General features: G+C 72.7%; 17 protein-coding genes. 7 read left to right on the forward strand and 10 right to left on the reverse strand.

Features of this window, described 5'->3' with window-relative positions; all coding sequences use genetic code 11:
• Positions 1-2: 2 nt before the first annotated feature.
• Genes ACLJQE_RS18980 through ACLJQE_RS18990 form a run of 3 tightly spaced genes read right to left on the reverse strand, consistent with a single transcriptional unit; the run spans position 3 to position 2,232 of the window.
• Positions 3-770 (reverse strand): MBL fold metallo-hydrolase, encoded by a 768-nt coding sequence (locus ACLJQE_RS18980; RefSeq protein ID WP_410640583.1) that lies wholly within the window; start codon positions 768-770, stop codon positions 3-5.
• Positions 771-799: 29 nt separating this feature from the next.
• On the reverse strand, positions 800-1,606 hold the full coding sequence (gene murI, locus ACLJQE_RS18985) for a glutamate racemase (protein WP_410640584.1): 807 nt from the start codon (positions 1,604-1,606) through the stop codon (positions 800-802).
• Positions 1,603-2,232 carry a rhomboid family protein gene (locus ACLJQE_RS18990; protein WP_410640585.1) on the reverse strand — a complete coding sequence of 210 codons (630 nt, stop codon included), beginning with the start codon at positions 2,230-2,232 and terminating at the stop codon, positions 1,603-1,605. The genes murI and ACLJQE_RS18990 overlap by 4 nt, the downstream gene beginning before the upstream one ends.
• A gap of 208 nt (positions 2,233-2,440) precedes the next feature.
• On the opposite strand from ACLJQE_RS18990, the gene ACLJQE_RS18995 reads away from it, so the two are divergent.
• The 4 genes from ACLJQE_RS18995 to ACLJQE_RS19010 all read left to right on the forward strand — a co-directional run bounded on the left by ACLJQE_RS18995 (position 2,441) and on the right by ACLJQE_RS19010 (position 6,408).
• Positions 2,441-3,574 (forward strand): ABC transporter substrate-binding protein, encoded by a 1,134-nt coding sequence (locus ACLJQE_RS18995; RefSeq protein ID WP_410640586.1) that lies wholly within the window; start codon positions 2,441-2,443, stop codon positions 3,572-3,574.
• An 80-nt stretch (positions 3,575-3,654) separates the two neighbouring features.
• Positions 3,655-4,821: a sensor histidine kinase gene (locus ACLJQE_RS19000; RefSeq protein WP_410640587.1), complete on the forward strand. Its 1,167-nt coding sequence runs from the start codon at positions 3,655-3,657 to the stop codon at positions 4,819-4,821.
• Complete coding sequence (locus tag ACLJQE_RS19005) at positions 4,818-5,465, forward strand: response regulator (protein ID WP_410640588.1); 648 nt, start codon at positions 4,818-4,820, stop codon at positions 5,463-5,465. The genes ACLJQE_RS19000 and ACLJQE_RS19005 overlap by 4 nt, the downstream gene beginning before the upstream one ends.
• 82 nt (positions 5,466-5,547) lie before the next feature.
• Entirely contained in the window at positions 5,548-6,408 is an 861-nt protein-coding gene (locus tag ACLJQE_RS19010) for an arylamine N-acetyltransferase family protein (protein ID WP_410640589.1), read from the forward strand.
• Here ACLJQE_RS19010 and ACLJQE_RS19015 read toward each other — a convergent pair.
• The 7 genes from ACLJQE_RS19015 to clpS form a co-directional block, all read right to left on the reverse strand.
• Positions 6,366-7,082, reverse strand: coding sequence for an aspartate/glutamate racemase family protein (locus ACLJQE_RS19015; RefSeq protein ID WP_410640590.1), 717 nt, complete (start codon positions 7,080-7,082; stop codon positions 6,366-6,368). The genes ACLJQE_RS19010 and ACLJQE_RS19015 overlap by 43 nt on opposite strands.
• A gap of 13 nt (positions 7,083-7,095) precedes the next feature.
• Positions 7,096-8,046: a PLP-dependent cysteine synthase family protein gene (locus tag ACLJQE_RS19020; protein ID WP_410640591.1), complete on the reverse strand. Its 951-nt coding sequence runs from the start codon at positions 8,044-8,046 to the stop codon at positions 7,096-7,098.
• 3 nt (positions 8,047-8,049) lie between these two features.
• Positions 8,050-8,322: a MoaD/ThiS family protein gene (locus ACLJQE_RS19025; protein WP_091317320.1), complete on the reverse strand. Its 273-nt coding sequence runs from the start codon at positions 8,320-8,322 to the stop codon at positions 8,050-8,052.
• A gap of 67 nt (positions 8,323-8,389) precedes the next feature.
• Positions 8,390-8,797: a Mov34/MPN/PAD-1 family protein gene (locus ACLJQE_RS19030; RefSeq protein ID WP_091317322.1), complete on the reverse strand. Its 408-nt coding sequence runs from the start codon at positions 8,795-8,797 to the stop codon at positions 8,390-8,392.
• Positions 8,798-8,859: 62 nt separating this feature from the next.
• A complete protein-coding gene (locus tag ACLJQE_RS19035; protein ID WP_410640592.1) occupies positions 8,860-9,834 on the reverse strand; it encodes a P1 family peptidase in 975 nt (324 codons plus the stop codon).
• Complete coding sequence (locus ACLJQE_RS19040; protein ID WP_043776746.1) at positions 9,831-10,388, reverse strand: DUF2017 domain-containing protein; 558 nt, start codon at positions 10,386-10,388, stop codon at positions 9,831-9,833. The genes ACLJQE_RS19035 and ACLJQE_RS19040 overlap by 4 nt, the downstream gene beginning before the upstream one ends.
• Positions 10,385-10,684: an ATP-dependent Clp protease adapter ClpS gene (clpS, locus tag ACLJQE_RS19045; RefSeq protein WP_410640593.1), complete on the reverse strand. Its 300-nt coding sequence runs from the start codon at positions 10,682-10,684 to the stop codon at positions 10,385-10,387. The genes ACLJQE_RS19040 and clpS overlap by 4 nt, the downstream gene beginning before the upstream one ends.
• A 74-nt stretch (positions 10,685-10,758) precedes the next feature.
• Here clpS and ACLJQE_RS19050 point away from each other — a divergent pair, with 74 nt between their 5' ends.
• Genes ACLJQE_RS19050 through ACLJQE_RS19060 form a run of 3 tightly spaced genes read left to right on the forward strand, consistent with a single transcriptional unit; the run spans position 10,759 to position 13,323 of the window.
• Entirely contained in the window at positions 10,759-12,060 is a 1,302-nt protein-coding gene (locus ACLJQE_RS19050) for a nicotinate phosphoribosyltransferase (RefSeq protein ID WP_410640594.1), read from the forward strand.
• A gap of 43 nt (positions 12,061-12,103) precedes the next feature.
• Positions 12,104-12,682 carry an isochorismatase family protein gene (locus ACLJQE_RS19055; RefSeq protein ID WP_410640595.1) on the forward strand — a complete coding sequence of 193 codons (579 nt, stop codon included), beginning with the start codon at positions 12,104-12,106 and terminating at the stop codon, positions 12,680-12,682.
• Complete coding sequence (locus ACLJQE_RS19060; protein WP_410640596.1) at positions 12,679-13,323, forward strand: bifunctional 4-hydroxy-2-oxoglutarate aldolase/2-dehydro-3-deoxy-phosphogluconate aldolase; 645 nt, start codon at positions 12,679-12,681, stop codon at positions 13,321-13,323. The genes ACLJQE_RS19055 and ACLJQE_RS19060 overlap by 4 nt, the downstream gene beginning before the upstream one ends.
• Positions 13,324-13,364: the final 41 nt, after the last annotated feature.

The following is a 13,364-nucleotide window of genomic DNA, read 5'->3' on the forward strand; positions in this document are numbered from 1 at the left end:
GGTCAGACGTCGTAGACGGCACCCTGCTTGACGACCTCGGCACCCGGGAACCCGGCCGACGCCTCGGCCAGCACGGCACCGGCGTCGGTCCACGGCGCGATGTGCGTCAGCAGCAGCCGTCCGACGCCGGCGTCGCGCGCCAGCTCGCCGGCCTGCTTGCCGGACAGGTGCACACCGATCGGCCGCTCCGCCGAGTCCGTCCAGGACGCTTCGGCGAGCAGCAGGTCGACGCCGTCGGCGAGCTCGTTCAGCGCCGCGCACGGCCCGGTGTCGCCGGTGAACGCCAGGATCCGGCCGCCGTAGGAGATCCGCAGGCCGTACGCCGGGGTCGGGTGGTCGACCTCGACCGCGACGACCTCGAACGGCCCGATCCGGAACGGCTCGGGCCGCAGCGGCCGGAAGTCGTAGACGTCGGACAGGTCCGTGACGGCCCGCTCGGTCTCGTTGGGCGCGTACGCGTTGGCCAGCCGGACCGGGGCGTCCGGCGGGGCGTACAGCGGCAGCAGCCGCGGACGCGCCGGGTACGGCGGCGCCGGGTGGTAGCGCCGCAGGACGGTGAGTGCGCTGACGTCGGCGCAGTGGTCGGGGTGCAGGTGCGTGAGCACGAGGGCGTCCAGGTCGAACGGGTCGGCCACGGCCTGCAGCTGCGCGAGCGTGCCGTTGCCGAGTTCGAGGCCGAGCAGGAAGCCCTCGGCCTCGACCAGGTAACCGGACGCGGCGGCGTTCGGCCCGGGGATGCTGCCGGAGCACCCGAGGATGGTCAGTCGCACGACGACACCCTAAGCGTCCGCCGCCGCGATCACGCGGTGGTGGGAGCGAGGACACCCGGCGCGAACCCCATGAACCGCTGGGCGAGCCGGGTGAACGGCTCCGCCGAGCCGGTGGCGAGGAACTCGTGCCGCGGCGGCGTGTCCCTCGTGGTCAGCAGGTCCCGCTCGGTGAGCACGCGGACGAGGTCCTTCGCGGTCTCGTCGGCGCTGCTCACCAACGTCACTTCCTGGCCCATCACGATCTGCAGCACCCCCTGCAGCAGCGGGTAGTGCGTGCAGCCGAGGACGAGCGTGTCGACCTGGGCGTCGAGCAGCGGCTGGAGGTAGCCCTGCGCCAGCCCGAGCACCTGGCGCCCGGTCGTGATGCCGCGCTCGACGAAGTCGACGAACCGCGGGCAGGCGACGCTGGTGAGCGTGATGTCCGGCGCGGCGGCGAAGGCGTCCTCGTAGGCTCGCGAGCGCACAGTGCCCTCGGTGCCGATCACGCCGACCCGGCCCGTGTGCGTCGCCACGACGGCGCGGCGCACGGCGGGCAGGACGACCTCGATGACCGGGACGTCGTAGCGCTCGCGCGCGTCGCGCAGGCAGGCCGCGGACGCCGTGTTGCAGGCGATCACCAACGCCTTCACGCCGCTCTCCACCAGCTCGTCGAGCGCCGCGAGGGCGTAGCTGCGGGCGGTGGCGATCGGGAGCGGGCCATACGGGTTGTGTGCCGTGTCGCCGACGTAGCGGAGCTGCTCGGCAGGCAGCTGCTCGAGGATCGCCCTCGCGACCGTCAGCCCGCCGACGCCGGAATCGAACACGCCGATCGGGGCATCAGCGGGCGGAGACGTCACACCCCGAGGTTACCCGGGGCGGCCTTGGCCGACCGGCGGGTGGTCAGCCAGGCCGCGAGGACGCCGGCCAGCGCGCCGAAGACGTGGCCCTGCCAGGAGACGCCGGGGCTGCCCGGCAGCAGCCCGGCCAGCATGCCGCTCCACACGCCGAGCAGGACGACGGCGACCACGATCTGCCCGGCCGCGCGGTTGAACAGGCCGCGGACCAGCAGGTAGGCGAGCCAGCCGAAGGCCAGCCCGGACGCGCCGACGGTGACGCCGTCCGCAGGCCCGATCAACCACACGCCGAGCCCGGACACCACCCAGATGATGGCCGTGACCAGCGCGAACCGGCCGATGCCCGCCGCCATCGCGAGGAACGAGAACAGCAGCACCGGGACGGTGTTCGCGAACAGGTGCGACCAGCCGGCGTGCAGGACCGGCGCGAACAGCACGCCGTCCAGCCCGGACAGCGCCCGTGCGTGGATACCGCCCTGGTCCAGATCACCCGGGAGGATGACGTCGACCAGCTCGACCAGGTACAGCAGCAGGGTGAACGACAGCGCGACGATCGCGGCCGCCACCGGCTTCGGCGGCAGCACGCGCTTGGCGGCGTCGGTTTCCGGGGCGGGGTTCAATGTGCTCACGTCTTCGAGGCTACGTCCGGGTACGGCCCCTTCACCTCGGGTGAAATCCCTGATCCGGGCGTCCATCGTTCGGTTGAACGCGGCTTCCACCTCCAGCACGCCCGATCGAGCCGTCCGAACGACGCGGTGGCACGCCGATCGCACGACGATGGGGGTGGCCCACGGCACCTGGGCACCACCCGTTCCCCAGCAGAGAGGTTTCCTCGACGTGGCCAGCTCCCTGAACAGACGAAGTGTCCTCGCCGCCGGGGCGGGCGCCGCCATCGGCATCGGCATGGGTGCCACCGCGGCGTCGGCCTCGCCCGCGTCACCGCGAGGTGGCGGCCCGGAGGAGACCCGGACGCTCGACGAGCTGTACCAGGCCGCGCTCGCGGAGGGCGGCAAGCTCGTCATCTACGCCGGCGGCGACACCCCGACCCAGCAGGACGCGACCAAGGCGGCCTTCAAGGCCCGGTTCCCGGACATCGCACTGACGCTGATCGTCGACTACAGCAAGTACCACGACGTCCGCGTCGACAACCAGTTCGCCACCGGCACCCTCGTCCCGGACCTCGTGCAGCTCCAGACCGTGCAGGACTTCGTGCGCTGGGACGGACAGGGCCGGCTGCTGCGGTACAAGCCGGCCGGGTTCTCGAAGGTCTACGACGCGTTCAAGGACCGCCAGGGTGCCTGGGTCGCGGTCTCGGCGCTCGCCTTCAGCTTCATGTACGGGACGGCGGCGGTCGGATCGGCCGCGCCACGCACCCCGCTCGACCTGGTCGACCCGAAGTGGCAGGGCAAGATCGCGTCTTCGTACCCGCACGACGACGACGCCGTCCTCTACCTCTACACGCGCTACGTCCAGGCCTACGGCTGGGACTGGGTGGCGAAGCTGGCCGGCCAGGGTGTGCGGTTCGCGCGCGGCAGCAACTCGCCGGGTGAGGCGGTGATGGCCGGGCAGGCCGCGATCGGCATCGGCGGCGCGGGCTCGCTGACTTCGCCGTCGTCGGCGCCGGTGCGGTTCGTGGCCGCCGACGGGCACCCGTTCATGGCCTGGGGCCAGCGGGCCGCGATCTTCAAACAGGCCGCGAACCCGACCGCCGCCAAGCTCTACCTGAACTGGCAGCTGTCGCTCACGCAGCAGCAGGCGTCCTTCAACGGCTGGTCGGTCCGCACGGACGTCACGCCGCCGGCCGGGCTGAAGCCGCTCTGGGAGTACCCGAACGCCGACCTGGGCGGGTTCCCCCGCTTCATGGCCGACCGCGCCGAGGTGGAGCGGTGGAAGCAGACGTTCGCGCTGTACTTCGGCGAGGTCAAGGGCGACCCCACCCCCGGCTGGCCCGGACTGCACCCGGGCGCCTGACCTGACGTGCACCACACCGGCATCGGCTAAACTCCTGGACGGCACTGTCCTATTTGGATGATCCGTCCAGGAGGTTCGCCGTGGCCGACCACCCTCCGTCGTCGGCACGCGGAAGCCGGCTCCTGTGGCACGTGCCGCACCTGCTGTTCTTCGTCGTCGCCGGTACGGCGCTGGTCCGGCTGACCGGCCTGAACACCCCTCGCTGCTGGGAAATCTTCACGATCAGTTGCGTGCTCGCCGTGGTGTACGCGGCCGGTTTCGTGCTGTGGTCCGCCATGGGCGCCCGCGTCCGGTACGCGTGGGTCGCGGCCCTGCTCGTGCTGTGGACGGTCCTGGTCGTGCTGGTTCCGCCGTTCCTGACTGCCGCCTACGTCTGGTGCGCCGTACCGCTGGCCTGGGCGGTGCTGCGGGCGCTCGGCCGCCGTGGCGCGACGGTCGCGGTCGTGGCGATCACCGTCGTGCTGGCCGGCCAGCTGACCCGGGTCACCGGCCGGTTCGACCCGGAGATCGTGCTCATCCCCGTCGCGGCCGTCTGGAGCACCGTGGCCTTGTACCGGGCGTTGGAGCGGGAACAGCGCCGGGCCGGCGTGCTGGAGGAACGCATGCGCCTGGCGGGCGACCTGCACGACACGCTGGCCCAGGAACTGGCCGGCAGCGTGCTGCTGCTGCAGGCGGCGGAGCGGAGCTGGGACGAGCCGGATGTCGCCCGGACCCGCGTTCGCGGGGTCACCGACCGGCTGAGCGCGAGTCTCGCCGAGACCCGGCGGATCATCGAGGACCTCACCCCCGCTCCCCTCGAGCAGGCCGGGCTCGGGGGTGCCCTGCGGCTGCTGTGCGACCGCGCCCGGCAGGACGGCACCGCGGCACGCGTGCGGTTCCGCTCGGTCGGCGGGCCCGGTCCCGACCTCGGCGAACAAGCCGCCACCGCGCTGTTCCGCGTGGCGCAGGGCGCGCTGGCCAACGTCCGCGAGCACGCGCACGCCACCACCCTCCTGGTGATCCTGCGCCACCACCCGGACCGCGTCGAACTGGACGTGCGCGACGACGGTGTCGGCTTCGACCCCGACGCCGCGCCGGGTCCCGGCCGGGGCGTCGGCCTGCCGTCGGCCCGGGCGCGGCTCCGCGAGTTCGGCGGTGACCTCGAGATCAGCACCGCACCGGGCCGGGGCACGCGGATCCGGGTCACCGTCCCCGGTCGCCTGCGGTCCGGCGCGGTCGTGCCGGTGACGTCCGTGGCGGTCCGATGACGACCGCGCCGCTGCGCCTGCTGATCGCCGACGACCACCCGGTCGTGCGGGCCGGGCTCCGGGCCCTGCTCGAAGGTGAGCCGGATCTCGAGGTGATCGCGGAGGCGGGCAGCGGCGAGGAGGCCGTGCTCCTCGCCGCCGAGGTGGCACCGGACGTCGTGCTGATGGACCTGCGCTTCGCGGGCACGGACCGCGGCATCGACGGGGTCGAGGCCGTCCGGCGGCTGACCGCCCAGGCTCCCGGCGCGGCCGTGGTGATGCTGACCAGCTATTCCGGCCGAGCCGACGTCGTCCGCGCGCTGGAGGCCGGCGCCCGCGGTTACGTGCTCAAGGCGGGGCCGCCCGATGAGCTCTTCGTGGCCGTGCGCGAGGCGGCCGCCGGCCGCATCGGCCTCGCGTCGGAGGTCGTCGTGGGTCTCGTCGGCCAGGTGGTCGACCCGCCGCCGGAACTGAGCGAGCGGGAGCGGGAGGTCGTCCGGTTGCTGGCCGACGGCCACAGCAACCGGGCCATCGCGAAATCCCTGTACCTCAGCGAGGCGACCGTCAAGACGCACCTCGTGCGGATCTACCGGAAACTGGGCGCCGACAACCGGGCGGCGGCGGTCTCCGAAGCGGTCCGCCGGGGACTGCTGGAACTCACTTAGCCGAGGTGGCGCCCGGCGCGTGGACTCGGGTGAAATCCCTGGTCCCGCGGTTTTGTCGGTGCCCGCCGCTAGCGTGGCAGGCATGGGGAACTTCGACGTCACCGGATACCTGCAGCGGCTCGGTCTCGACGCGGAACCGCCGAGCCTGGCCGCCCTGCGGCGGCTGCACGCGGCCCACGTGGAACGGGTGCCGTACGAGGCGCTGGAGACCCAGCTCGGGCGGGCCACCCCGCTCGAGCCGTCGGCTTCGCTGGCACGGATCCTGCGAGGCCGCGGTGGGTACTGCTACCACCTGAACGGGGCGTTCTCGGCGTTGCTGGCGGCGCTCGGTTACCGGGTCACGCGGCATCCGGGCGGGGTGCAGGGCAGCGCGGCGGACGCGCCGAACGTCGACCGGAACCACCTGGCGCTGACCGTCACCGGGCTGCCGGACGCGCCGGAGACGGCGTGGCTGGCCGACGCCGGGCTCGGCGACGGCCCGCACGAACCGCTCCCCCTCCGGGAAGGCACCTACGTGCAGGGCCCGCACACCTACCGGCTGCGGCCGTCGGCGGTCGCGCCGGGCGGCTGGCGCTTCGACCACGACCCTTCGGCCAGCTTCACCGGCATGGACTTCGCGCCCGGCGTCGCGGAGATGGCGGACTTCGCGGAGAAGCACGCCTGGCTGTCGACCGCGCCGGAGTCCGGGTTCGTGCGGGTCTGCGTGGTGCAACGGCGGGACGCGGCGGGCGTCGACACCCTGCGCGCGCTCACCCTGAACCGCCACGGCGTCAAGGAGCTGATCGAGTCACCCGGCGACTGGTGGGTGGCCGTGGGCGACGTGTTCGGCATCCCGCCGGCGCGGTTCACGGCGGAGGAGCGCGAGCAGCTGTGGCGGCAGTGCGTCGCGCAGCACGAAGCTCACGTCGGCGGCAAGGGCAGCGAGGTGGTGCCCAGCGCGTAGTCCACCGCCGCTTCGGCGTGCAGGCGGGTCGTCGGGAAGGTCGGCACCGGGGCGTCTCCGGGGCCGACCAGCAGCTCGATCTCGGTGCAGCCGTAGATGACGCCCTCGGCACCGGCCTCGACGAGCCGCGCGATCACGCCGCGGTAGGCCTCGCGTGATTCGGGCTTCACGACGCCGAGCACCAGCTCGTCGTAGATGATCCGGTGCACGAGGTCGCGGTCCTCGGCGTCCGGCACGAGCACGTCGAGCCCGTGCGCGGCGAGGCGGTCGCGGTAGAAGGGCTGTGCCATGGTGAAGCCGGTCCCGAGGAGCCCGACGCGGTGGACACCGGCGGCCTTGATGGCCGCGGCGGTGGCGTCGCCGAGGTGCAGCAGCGGGATGCCGAGGCCGTCCGCCAGCTGCGGGGCGACCTTGTGCATGGTGTTGGTGCAGAGCACGACGAACTCGGCCCCGGCGGCTTCGAGCGCCTTGGCGGCCCGGTTCAGCTCGGCACCGGCGTCGTCCCAGCGGCCGCCGGCCTGCATCCGCTCGATCGCGGCGAAGTCGACGGAGTAGAGCACGGTGTGGGCGGAGTGGAACCCGCCGAGGACGGCCTTCACCCGCTCGTTCACCAGCCGGTAGTACTCGATCGAGGATTCCCAGCTCATCCCGCCCAGCAGCCCGATGACCTTCATGCCATCAGGATGCCTAAGCCCAGAGCTGCCCGTCGAGCCGCTCGGCCGCCTCGTCGAGCGATCCCGCGTAGGCCCCCGTGGACAGGTACTTCCAGCCGGCGTCCGCGACGACGAAGGCGACGTCGGCCGCCTCGCCCCGGGCCGCGGCCTTCTCCGCCACCGCCAAGGCCGCGTGCAGCACCGCCCCCGTCGAGATGCCCGCGAAGATGCCTTCGTGCTCCAGCAGCTCCCGCGTGCGCCGCAGCGCGTCGTACGCGCCCACGGAGTACCGGCCGTTGAGCACGCTGGGGTCGTACAGCTCCGGCACGAACCCCTCGTCGAGGTTGCGCAGGCCGTACACCAGCTCGCCGTAGCGCGGCTCGGCCGCGATGATCTGAACGTCCGGCTTCGCCTCGTGCAGGTACCGGCCGACGCCCACCAGCGTCCCGGTCGTGCCGAGGCCGCCGACGAAGTGCGTCAGCGTCGGCAGGTCCTTGAGCAGCTCGGGCCCGGTGCCGCGGTAGTGCGCTTCCGCGTTCGCCGGGTTGCCGTACTGGTAGAGCATCACCCAGTCCGGGTTCGCCTCGGCCAGCTCCTTCGCCCGCCGGACGGCCTCGTTCGAGCCGCCCGCGGCCGGCGAGAAGACGATCCGCGCGCCGTAGGCCTGCAGCAGCTGCTTGCGCTCGGTGGAGGTGTTCTCCGGCATCACGCAGACCAGCCCGTAGCCCTTGAGCTTGGCGGCCATGGCCAGCGAGATCCCGGTGTTGCCCGACGTCGGCTCCAGGATCGTGGAGCCGCGCCGCAGCTTGCCTTCACGCTCGGCGGCTTCGATCATGGCCAGCGCGGGCCGGTCCTTGATCGAGCCGGTCGGGTTGCGGTCCTCCAGCTTCGCCCACAGGCGCACGTCGTGCGTCGGGGAGAGCCGGGGCAGCCCGACCAGCGGGGTGCCGCCGAGCGCGTCGAGCAGCGACTCGAAGCGAGCCATCGATCAGCCACCGGCCACGGCGGGGAGGATGGTCAGGGTGTCGCCGTCCTTGACCTCGGCCGCGAGCCCGCCGGCGAAGCGCACGTCCTCGTCGTTGACGTAGACGTTGATGAAGCGGTGCAGCTTCTCCTCCTTGACCAGGCGCCCCTTGATGCCGGCGTGGCGGGACTCGACGTCGTCGATGACCTCGAGGACGGTCGCGCCCTTCGCCTCGACGGACTTCTCGCCGCCGGTGTGGGTGCGCAGGATCGTCGGGATGGAGACGGTCACGGCCATGGGTTCTTACCTCCGGTGGGTTCTTACACGCAGACGCCGGTGGCGCGGCGGTTTATTCCGAACGGGGTCAGTCGACGATCTCGACCGGCTCCTCGGTGATCTCGGCGTCCACGATCCGGTACGACCGGAACTCGTGCACTTCGGGGTCGCGGGTGGAAACGAGCACGTAGTGCGCGTCCGGCTCGGCCGCGATGCTCGCGTCGGTCCGCGACGGGTAGGCCTCGGTCGCGGTGTGCGAGTGGTAGATGACCACCGGCACCTCGTCGTTCGCGGCCATCTCGCGGTAGAGCTTCAGCAGGTCGCCGGAGTCGAACTCGTAGAACGTCGGCGACCGGGCCGCGTTGAGCATGGGGATGAACCGCTCGGGGGAATCCGAGCCTTCGGGTCCGGCGATCACCCCGCACGCCTCGTCGGGGTGGTCACGACGGGCATGGGCGACGATCTCGTCGACGAGTTCACGGCGGATCCGGAGCACACCAACATCTTAGGTGGTGGACAAAGCCGGTCCAGATGATGAGAAACACCTCACCAAGCCGGTCAGCCGGACACTTCGGGCCAGACGTCCCGGTACGCGGGCACCCCGCCGGCCGTGGTGGCCGCCAGCAGGCCGTGCACCATCGCCCGCGCGAACACCCGCGCCGCCGCCGAGCACAGCGCGTCCAGTGCGACCGGCCGCGCCATAGGGCCGCCCGCGTCCGGCAGCTCGCGGGCCCCCGTGGCCAGCGCGAACACCGTGTCGCCGTCGAACATCGTGTGGGCGGGGCGCACCGCGCGCGCCAGCCCGTCCTGCGCCGCGACCGCGATCCGCCGCGCTTCGGCCTTCGACAGCGCAGCGTCCACCGCGACCACGCCGATCGTCGTGTTGAGACCGGTGCGGCGGGACGGCAGCGAGGCAGCCCGCGAGGGCCACGTCACGCCGAAGTCGCCGTGGTCGGCCGCGTACGGACGGCCCGTCGAGAGGTCCACGGCCTCGCCTGCCGCGTTGACCGCCGCCACGGCCCCGACGGTGAACTCGCCGACGACCTCACTGGCCGAGCCGATCCCGCCCTTGAGCGAACCCACGACCGCGCCCGCGCCCGCGCCGACCGTTCCCAAAGCCACCGGGCCGGACGAAGCCGCGTCGCACGCCGCGTAGCCGAAAGACGCGTCCGGCCGGTTGCCCCAGTCGCTGCGCGGCAGGTCGAACAGCACCGCCGCGGGCACGATCGGCACGACCTCGTGCGGCTGCGTGCCCACCGGAAAGCCCAGGTTGCGCTCGGCCAGCCACCGCATCACGCCGTCCGCCGCGGCGAGGCCGTACGCCGATCCGCCCGAGAGGCAGACCGCGTTGACCCGCTGCACGAGGTTCTCCGGCTCCAGCAGGTTCGTCTCGCGCGTGCCGGGCGCGCCGCCGCGCTGGTCGACCGCGCCGACCGCACCCTCGGGCACCAGCACCACCGTCGTCCCGGTGGCCCAGCCGTCGCCGACCCGCTCGTGGTGCCCGACCAGGACACCCGGCACGTCGGTGATCATCCCGTCAGCGCCTGGATCAGCGTCTCCTGCACCCACGTCAGCCAGTGGTAGACGCCGAGGTGGGGCGCCCGCGGGTCGTCCTCGGGCAGCTCGTCGGGCATGTCCTCGGTGACGTCGAGCGCGGTGCCGAGCGCCAGCCGGACGTCGTTGAGCGCGCCCAGCCACGCGTCGGCCTGCTCCTCGGTCAGCCGGACGTGGCCGCCGTCGCGGGGCAGCGTGTCGAGCACGATCTTGGCCACGCCGACCTTGATGTCCAGCAGCTCCGGCTCGTGCAGCGACCGCATCGCCGCGACGGAGTCGATGTCCTCCCGCGACGGGTTGTCCGGGTCGAGCTTGTGGAAGTCCGGGAGCAGCCGCGAGAGCACCGGGTCGTCCGGGGACTCGGTGGGCCCGGTCCGGATGCCGGTGAGCTCGGCGAGCTCGTCCTGGGGCGCTTCCTCGGCCCGCGCGGTGAGCATGTCCTCGAGCTGGCTGACCAGCCCGCGCAGGACGGCCGCTTCCTGCTGCTCGAACCCGGCGTGGATCACCGCGCCCTTGCGCCGCCAACCGTTCACGAGGGCTGCTCCATGGTGGCCCAGAGGCCGGCCGCGTGGAGTTTCGCCACGTCCGTCTCCACCTTCTCCTTGCTGCCGGACGACACGATCGCCTTGCCCTTCTGGTGCACGTCCAGCATCAGCTTGGTGGCGTGGTCTCGGCTGTAGCCGAACAGCTTCTGGAAGACGTACGTCACGTACGACATCAGGTTGACCGGGTCGTTCCACACCACGGTCCGCCACGGTGTGTCCGACGCGGCGACTTCGGCACCGGCCGGTTCGACCTGCGTCTGTTCGGATGCGACAGGCGTGGACATGCACCCCATGGTGTCACGGGGGTCACGGGGTACGCCGCGCCAGGTCCGGCCATGTGGGTGAATAGGCTTACCCCATGGGTTCACCGGAGCCGGTCACGGCCAGCACTGCGCTGCTCACCGACCACTACGAGCTGACCATGCTGGGCAGCGCGCTCGCCGACGGGACGCACGCGCGGCCCTGCGTCTTCGAGGTTTTCGCGAGGCGGCTGCCGGACGGGCGGCGCTACGGCGTCGTCGCGGGCACCGCCCGGGTCCTCGACGCGATCGCGGACTTCCGCTTCACCGATGCCGAACTGGCGCAGCTGGAGGCCACCGCGGTCGTCGACGAGGCGACGCTGGCCTGGCTGGCGGACTACGAGTTCTCGGGTGACATCGACGGCTACCCCGAGGGCGAGCTGTACTTCCCCGGCTCGCCGATCCTCACCGTCACCGGCTCGTTCGGCGAATGCGTGCTGCTGGAGACGCTGGTGCTGTCGATCCTCAACCACGACAGCGCCATCGCGTCGGCCGCGGCCCGGATGTCCGGCGCCGCGCACGGCCGCCCGATCATCGAAATGGGTGGCCGCCGCACGCACGAGTACGCCGCGGTGGCGGCCGCGCGCGCCGCCTACCTGGCCGGGTTCGCGACGACGTCCAACCTGGAAGCCGGGCGCCGCTACGGCATCCCGACGCGGGGCACCGTCGCGCACGCCTTCATGCTGCTGCACGACAGCGAGGAGGCGGCCTTCCGCGCCCAGGTGGACAAGATGGGCGCGGACACGACGCTGCTGGTCGACACCTACGACATCACCGCCGGCATCGAGACCGCGGTCCGCGTCGCCGGGCCCGAGCTCGGCGCGATCCGGATCGACTCCGGCGACGTCGGCCCGCTCGCCCGCCGGGCCCGCGAGCAGCTGGACTCCCTCGGTGCCCGTGACACCCGGATCGTGGTGTCCGGTGACCTGGACGAGCACGCCATCGCGGCGCTGCGGGCGGAGCCGGTGGACGCGTACGGCGTCGGCACCTCGGTGGTCACCGGGTCCGGCGCACCGACCGCCGGCATGGTCTACAAGCTGGTCGAAGTGGACGGCAGGCCGGTCGCCAAGCGCAGCGCGCACAAGGAGTCACGCGGCGGCCGCAAGTCCGCGCTGCGGCGCCACCGCGGCACCGGCACGGCGGTCGAGGAGGTCGTCTGGGCTTCCGGTTCGGCTGCCCCGGAGCCGGAGGCCAACGACCGGCCGCTGCAGATTCCGCTGATCCGCGCCGGCCGTCCGGAGCCGGACCTGCCTACGCTCGACGACGCCCGGCAGCGGCTGCGCCGCGGCCTGGTCAGCCTGCCGTGGGAGGGCCTCAAGCTCTCGCACGGCGAACCCGCCATCCCGACGCAGTTCTTGTAACGGACACTGTCTCTGACGACCCTGCTCTGAACGGAGTTCGACCATGGGGACCGCACTGATCGTGGTGGACGTGCAGAACGACTTCTGCGAAGGGGGTTCGCTCGGCCTGCCGGGCGGGGCCGCCGCGGCCGCCGCCATCTCGAAGCAGGCTGCCGAAGGCGGCTACAGCCACGTCGTGGCCACCCGGGACAACCACATCGACCCAGGTGCCCACTTCAGCGAGACGCCGGACTTCAAGGACAGCTGGCCGGTGCACTGCGTCGCCGGCACGCCGGGCGCGTCGTTCCACCCGGCGCTCGACGTCGTCCCGATCGGCGAGGTGTTCTCCAAGGGCGAGTACAGCGCCGCGTACTCGGGCTTCGAGGGGACGGCCCGCGAGGGGACGTCCCTGGAGGCGTGGCTGCGCGAGCACGACGTGACCGACGTCGACGTCGTCGGCATCGCGACGGACTTCTGCGTCCGCGCGACGGCCCTCGACGCGGCGAAGGCCGGCTTCGGCGTGCGGGTGCTGCTGGACCTGACCGTCGGCGGTTCGCAGCCGACGGTCGACGCGACGCTGAAGGACTTCGACGAGGCAGGCGTCGCGTACACCGGCACCGCCGTCGTCGGCCCGGCGGCGTGAGGGACCTGCAGGCGGCGCTGGCGGAACACCGGCTCGTCGCAATCCTGCGCGCCGTCGACGCGTCGCGGTTCGCCGACGCCGCGATGGTGCTGCACGCGGCGGGCATCCGCCTGCTCGAAGCCACGCTCACCACGCCGGGCGCGCCCGCGGCCATCACCGCGCTGCGCCTGGCGCTGGGCGAAGACGCGCTGATCGGCGCGGGCAGCGTCCGCGAACCGTCCGATGTGGACATCGCGGTCGACGCGGGTGCCGCGTACCTGATCACGCCGACGGTCAACCCGGCGGTCCTCGAGCGCGCCGCGGCCCTGGACACCCCGGTGATCTGCGGCGCGCTGACGCCGACGGAGATCGACCAGGCCTGGCGGCTCGGCGCGGCCGCGGTGAAGGTGTTCCCGGTCGCGGCCGCCGGCGGGGTCGCGTACCTGCGGGCGGTGCGGGCGCCGCTGCCGGACGTCCCGCTGGTGCCCACCGGCGGCGTCCACCTGGCCGACGTCGAGAGCTACCTGCGCTCGGGCGCGATCGCGGTCGCCGCGGCGACCCCGTTGCTGGGCGACGCGCTGTCCCCCGGCGGCAGCCTCCCGGACCTGGCCACCCGCGCCGGCGAGTTCGTCGCCGCCACCACCCGCTTCACCACCCCCTGACCCGGCCCCAAGCGCCCCAATGTGGCCTTCGGTGCGTTCAA

Source organism: Amycolatopsis sp. lyj-346 (assembly GCF_046548975.1).
In the GTDB taxonomy this organism is placed as follows: Bacteria; Actinomycetota; Actinomycetes; order Mycobacteriales; family Pseudonocardiaceae; genus Amycolatopsis.

Excerpts from the sequence above, each read along its gene's own strand:
- clpS (WP_410640593.1), bottom strand. The coding sequence starts at position 10,684 with ATGTCCACGCCTGTCGCATCCGAACAGACGCAGGTCGAACCGGCCGGT.
- ACLJQE_RS19025 (WP_091317320.1), bottom strand. The coding sequence starts at position 8,322 with ATGGCCGTGACCGTCTCCATCCCGACGATCCTGCGCACCCACACCGGC.
- ACLJQE_RS19020 (WP_410640591.1), bottom strand. The coding sequence starts at position 8,046 with ATGGCTCGCTTCGAGTCGCTGCTCGACGCGCTCGGCGGCACCCCGCTG.
- ACLJQE_RS19055 (WP_410640595.1), top strand. The coding sequence starts at position 12,104 with ATGGGGACCGCACTGATCGTGGTGGACGTGCAGAACGACTTCTGCGAA.
- ACLJQE_RS19050 (WP_410640594.1), top strand. The coding sequence starts at position 10,759 with ATGGGTTCACCGGAGCCGGTCACGGCCAGCACTGCGCTGCTCACCGAC.
- ACLJQE_RS19010 (WP_410640589.1), top strand. The coding sequence starts at position 5,548 with ATGGGGAACTTCGACGTCACCGGATACCTGCAGCGGCTCGGTCTCGAC.
- ACLJQE_RS19035 (WP_410640592.1), bottom strand. The coding sequence starts at position 9,834 with ATGATCACCGACGTGCCGGGTGTCCTGGTCGGGCACCACGAGCGGGTC.
- ACLJQE_RS19015 (WP_410640590.1), bottom strand. The coding sequence starts at position 7,082 with ATGAAGGTCATCGGGCTGCTGGGCGGGATGAGCTGGGAATCCTCGATC.
- ACLJQE_RS19005 (WP_410640588.1), top strand. The coding sequence starts at position 4,818 with ATGACGACCGCGCCGCTGCGCCTGCTGATCGCCGACGACCACCCGGTC.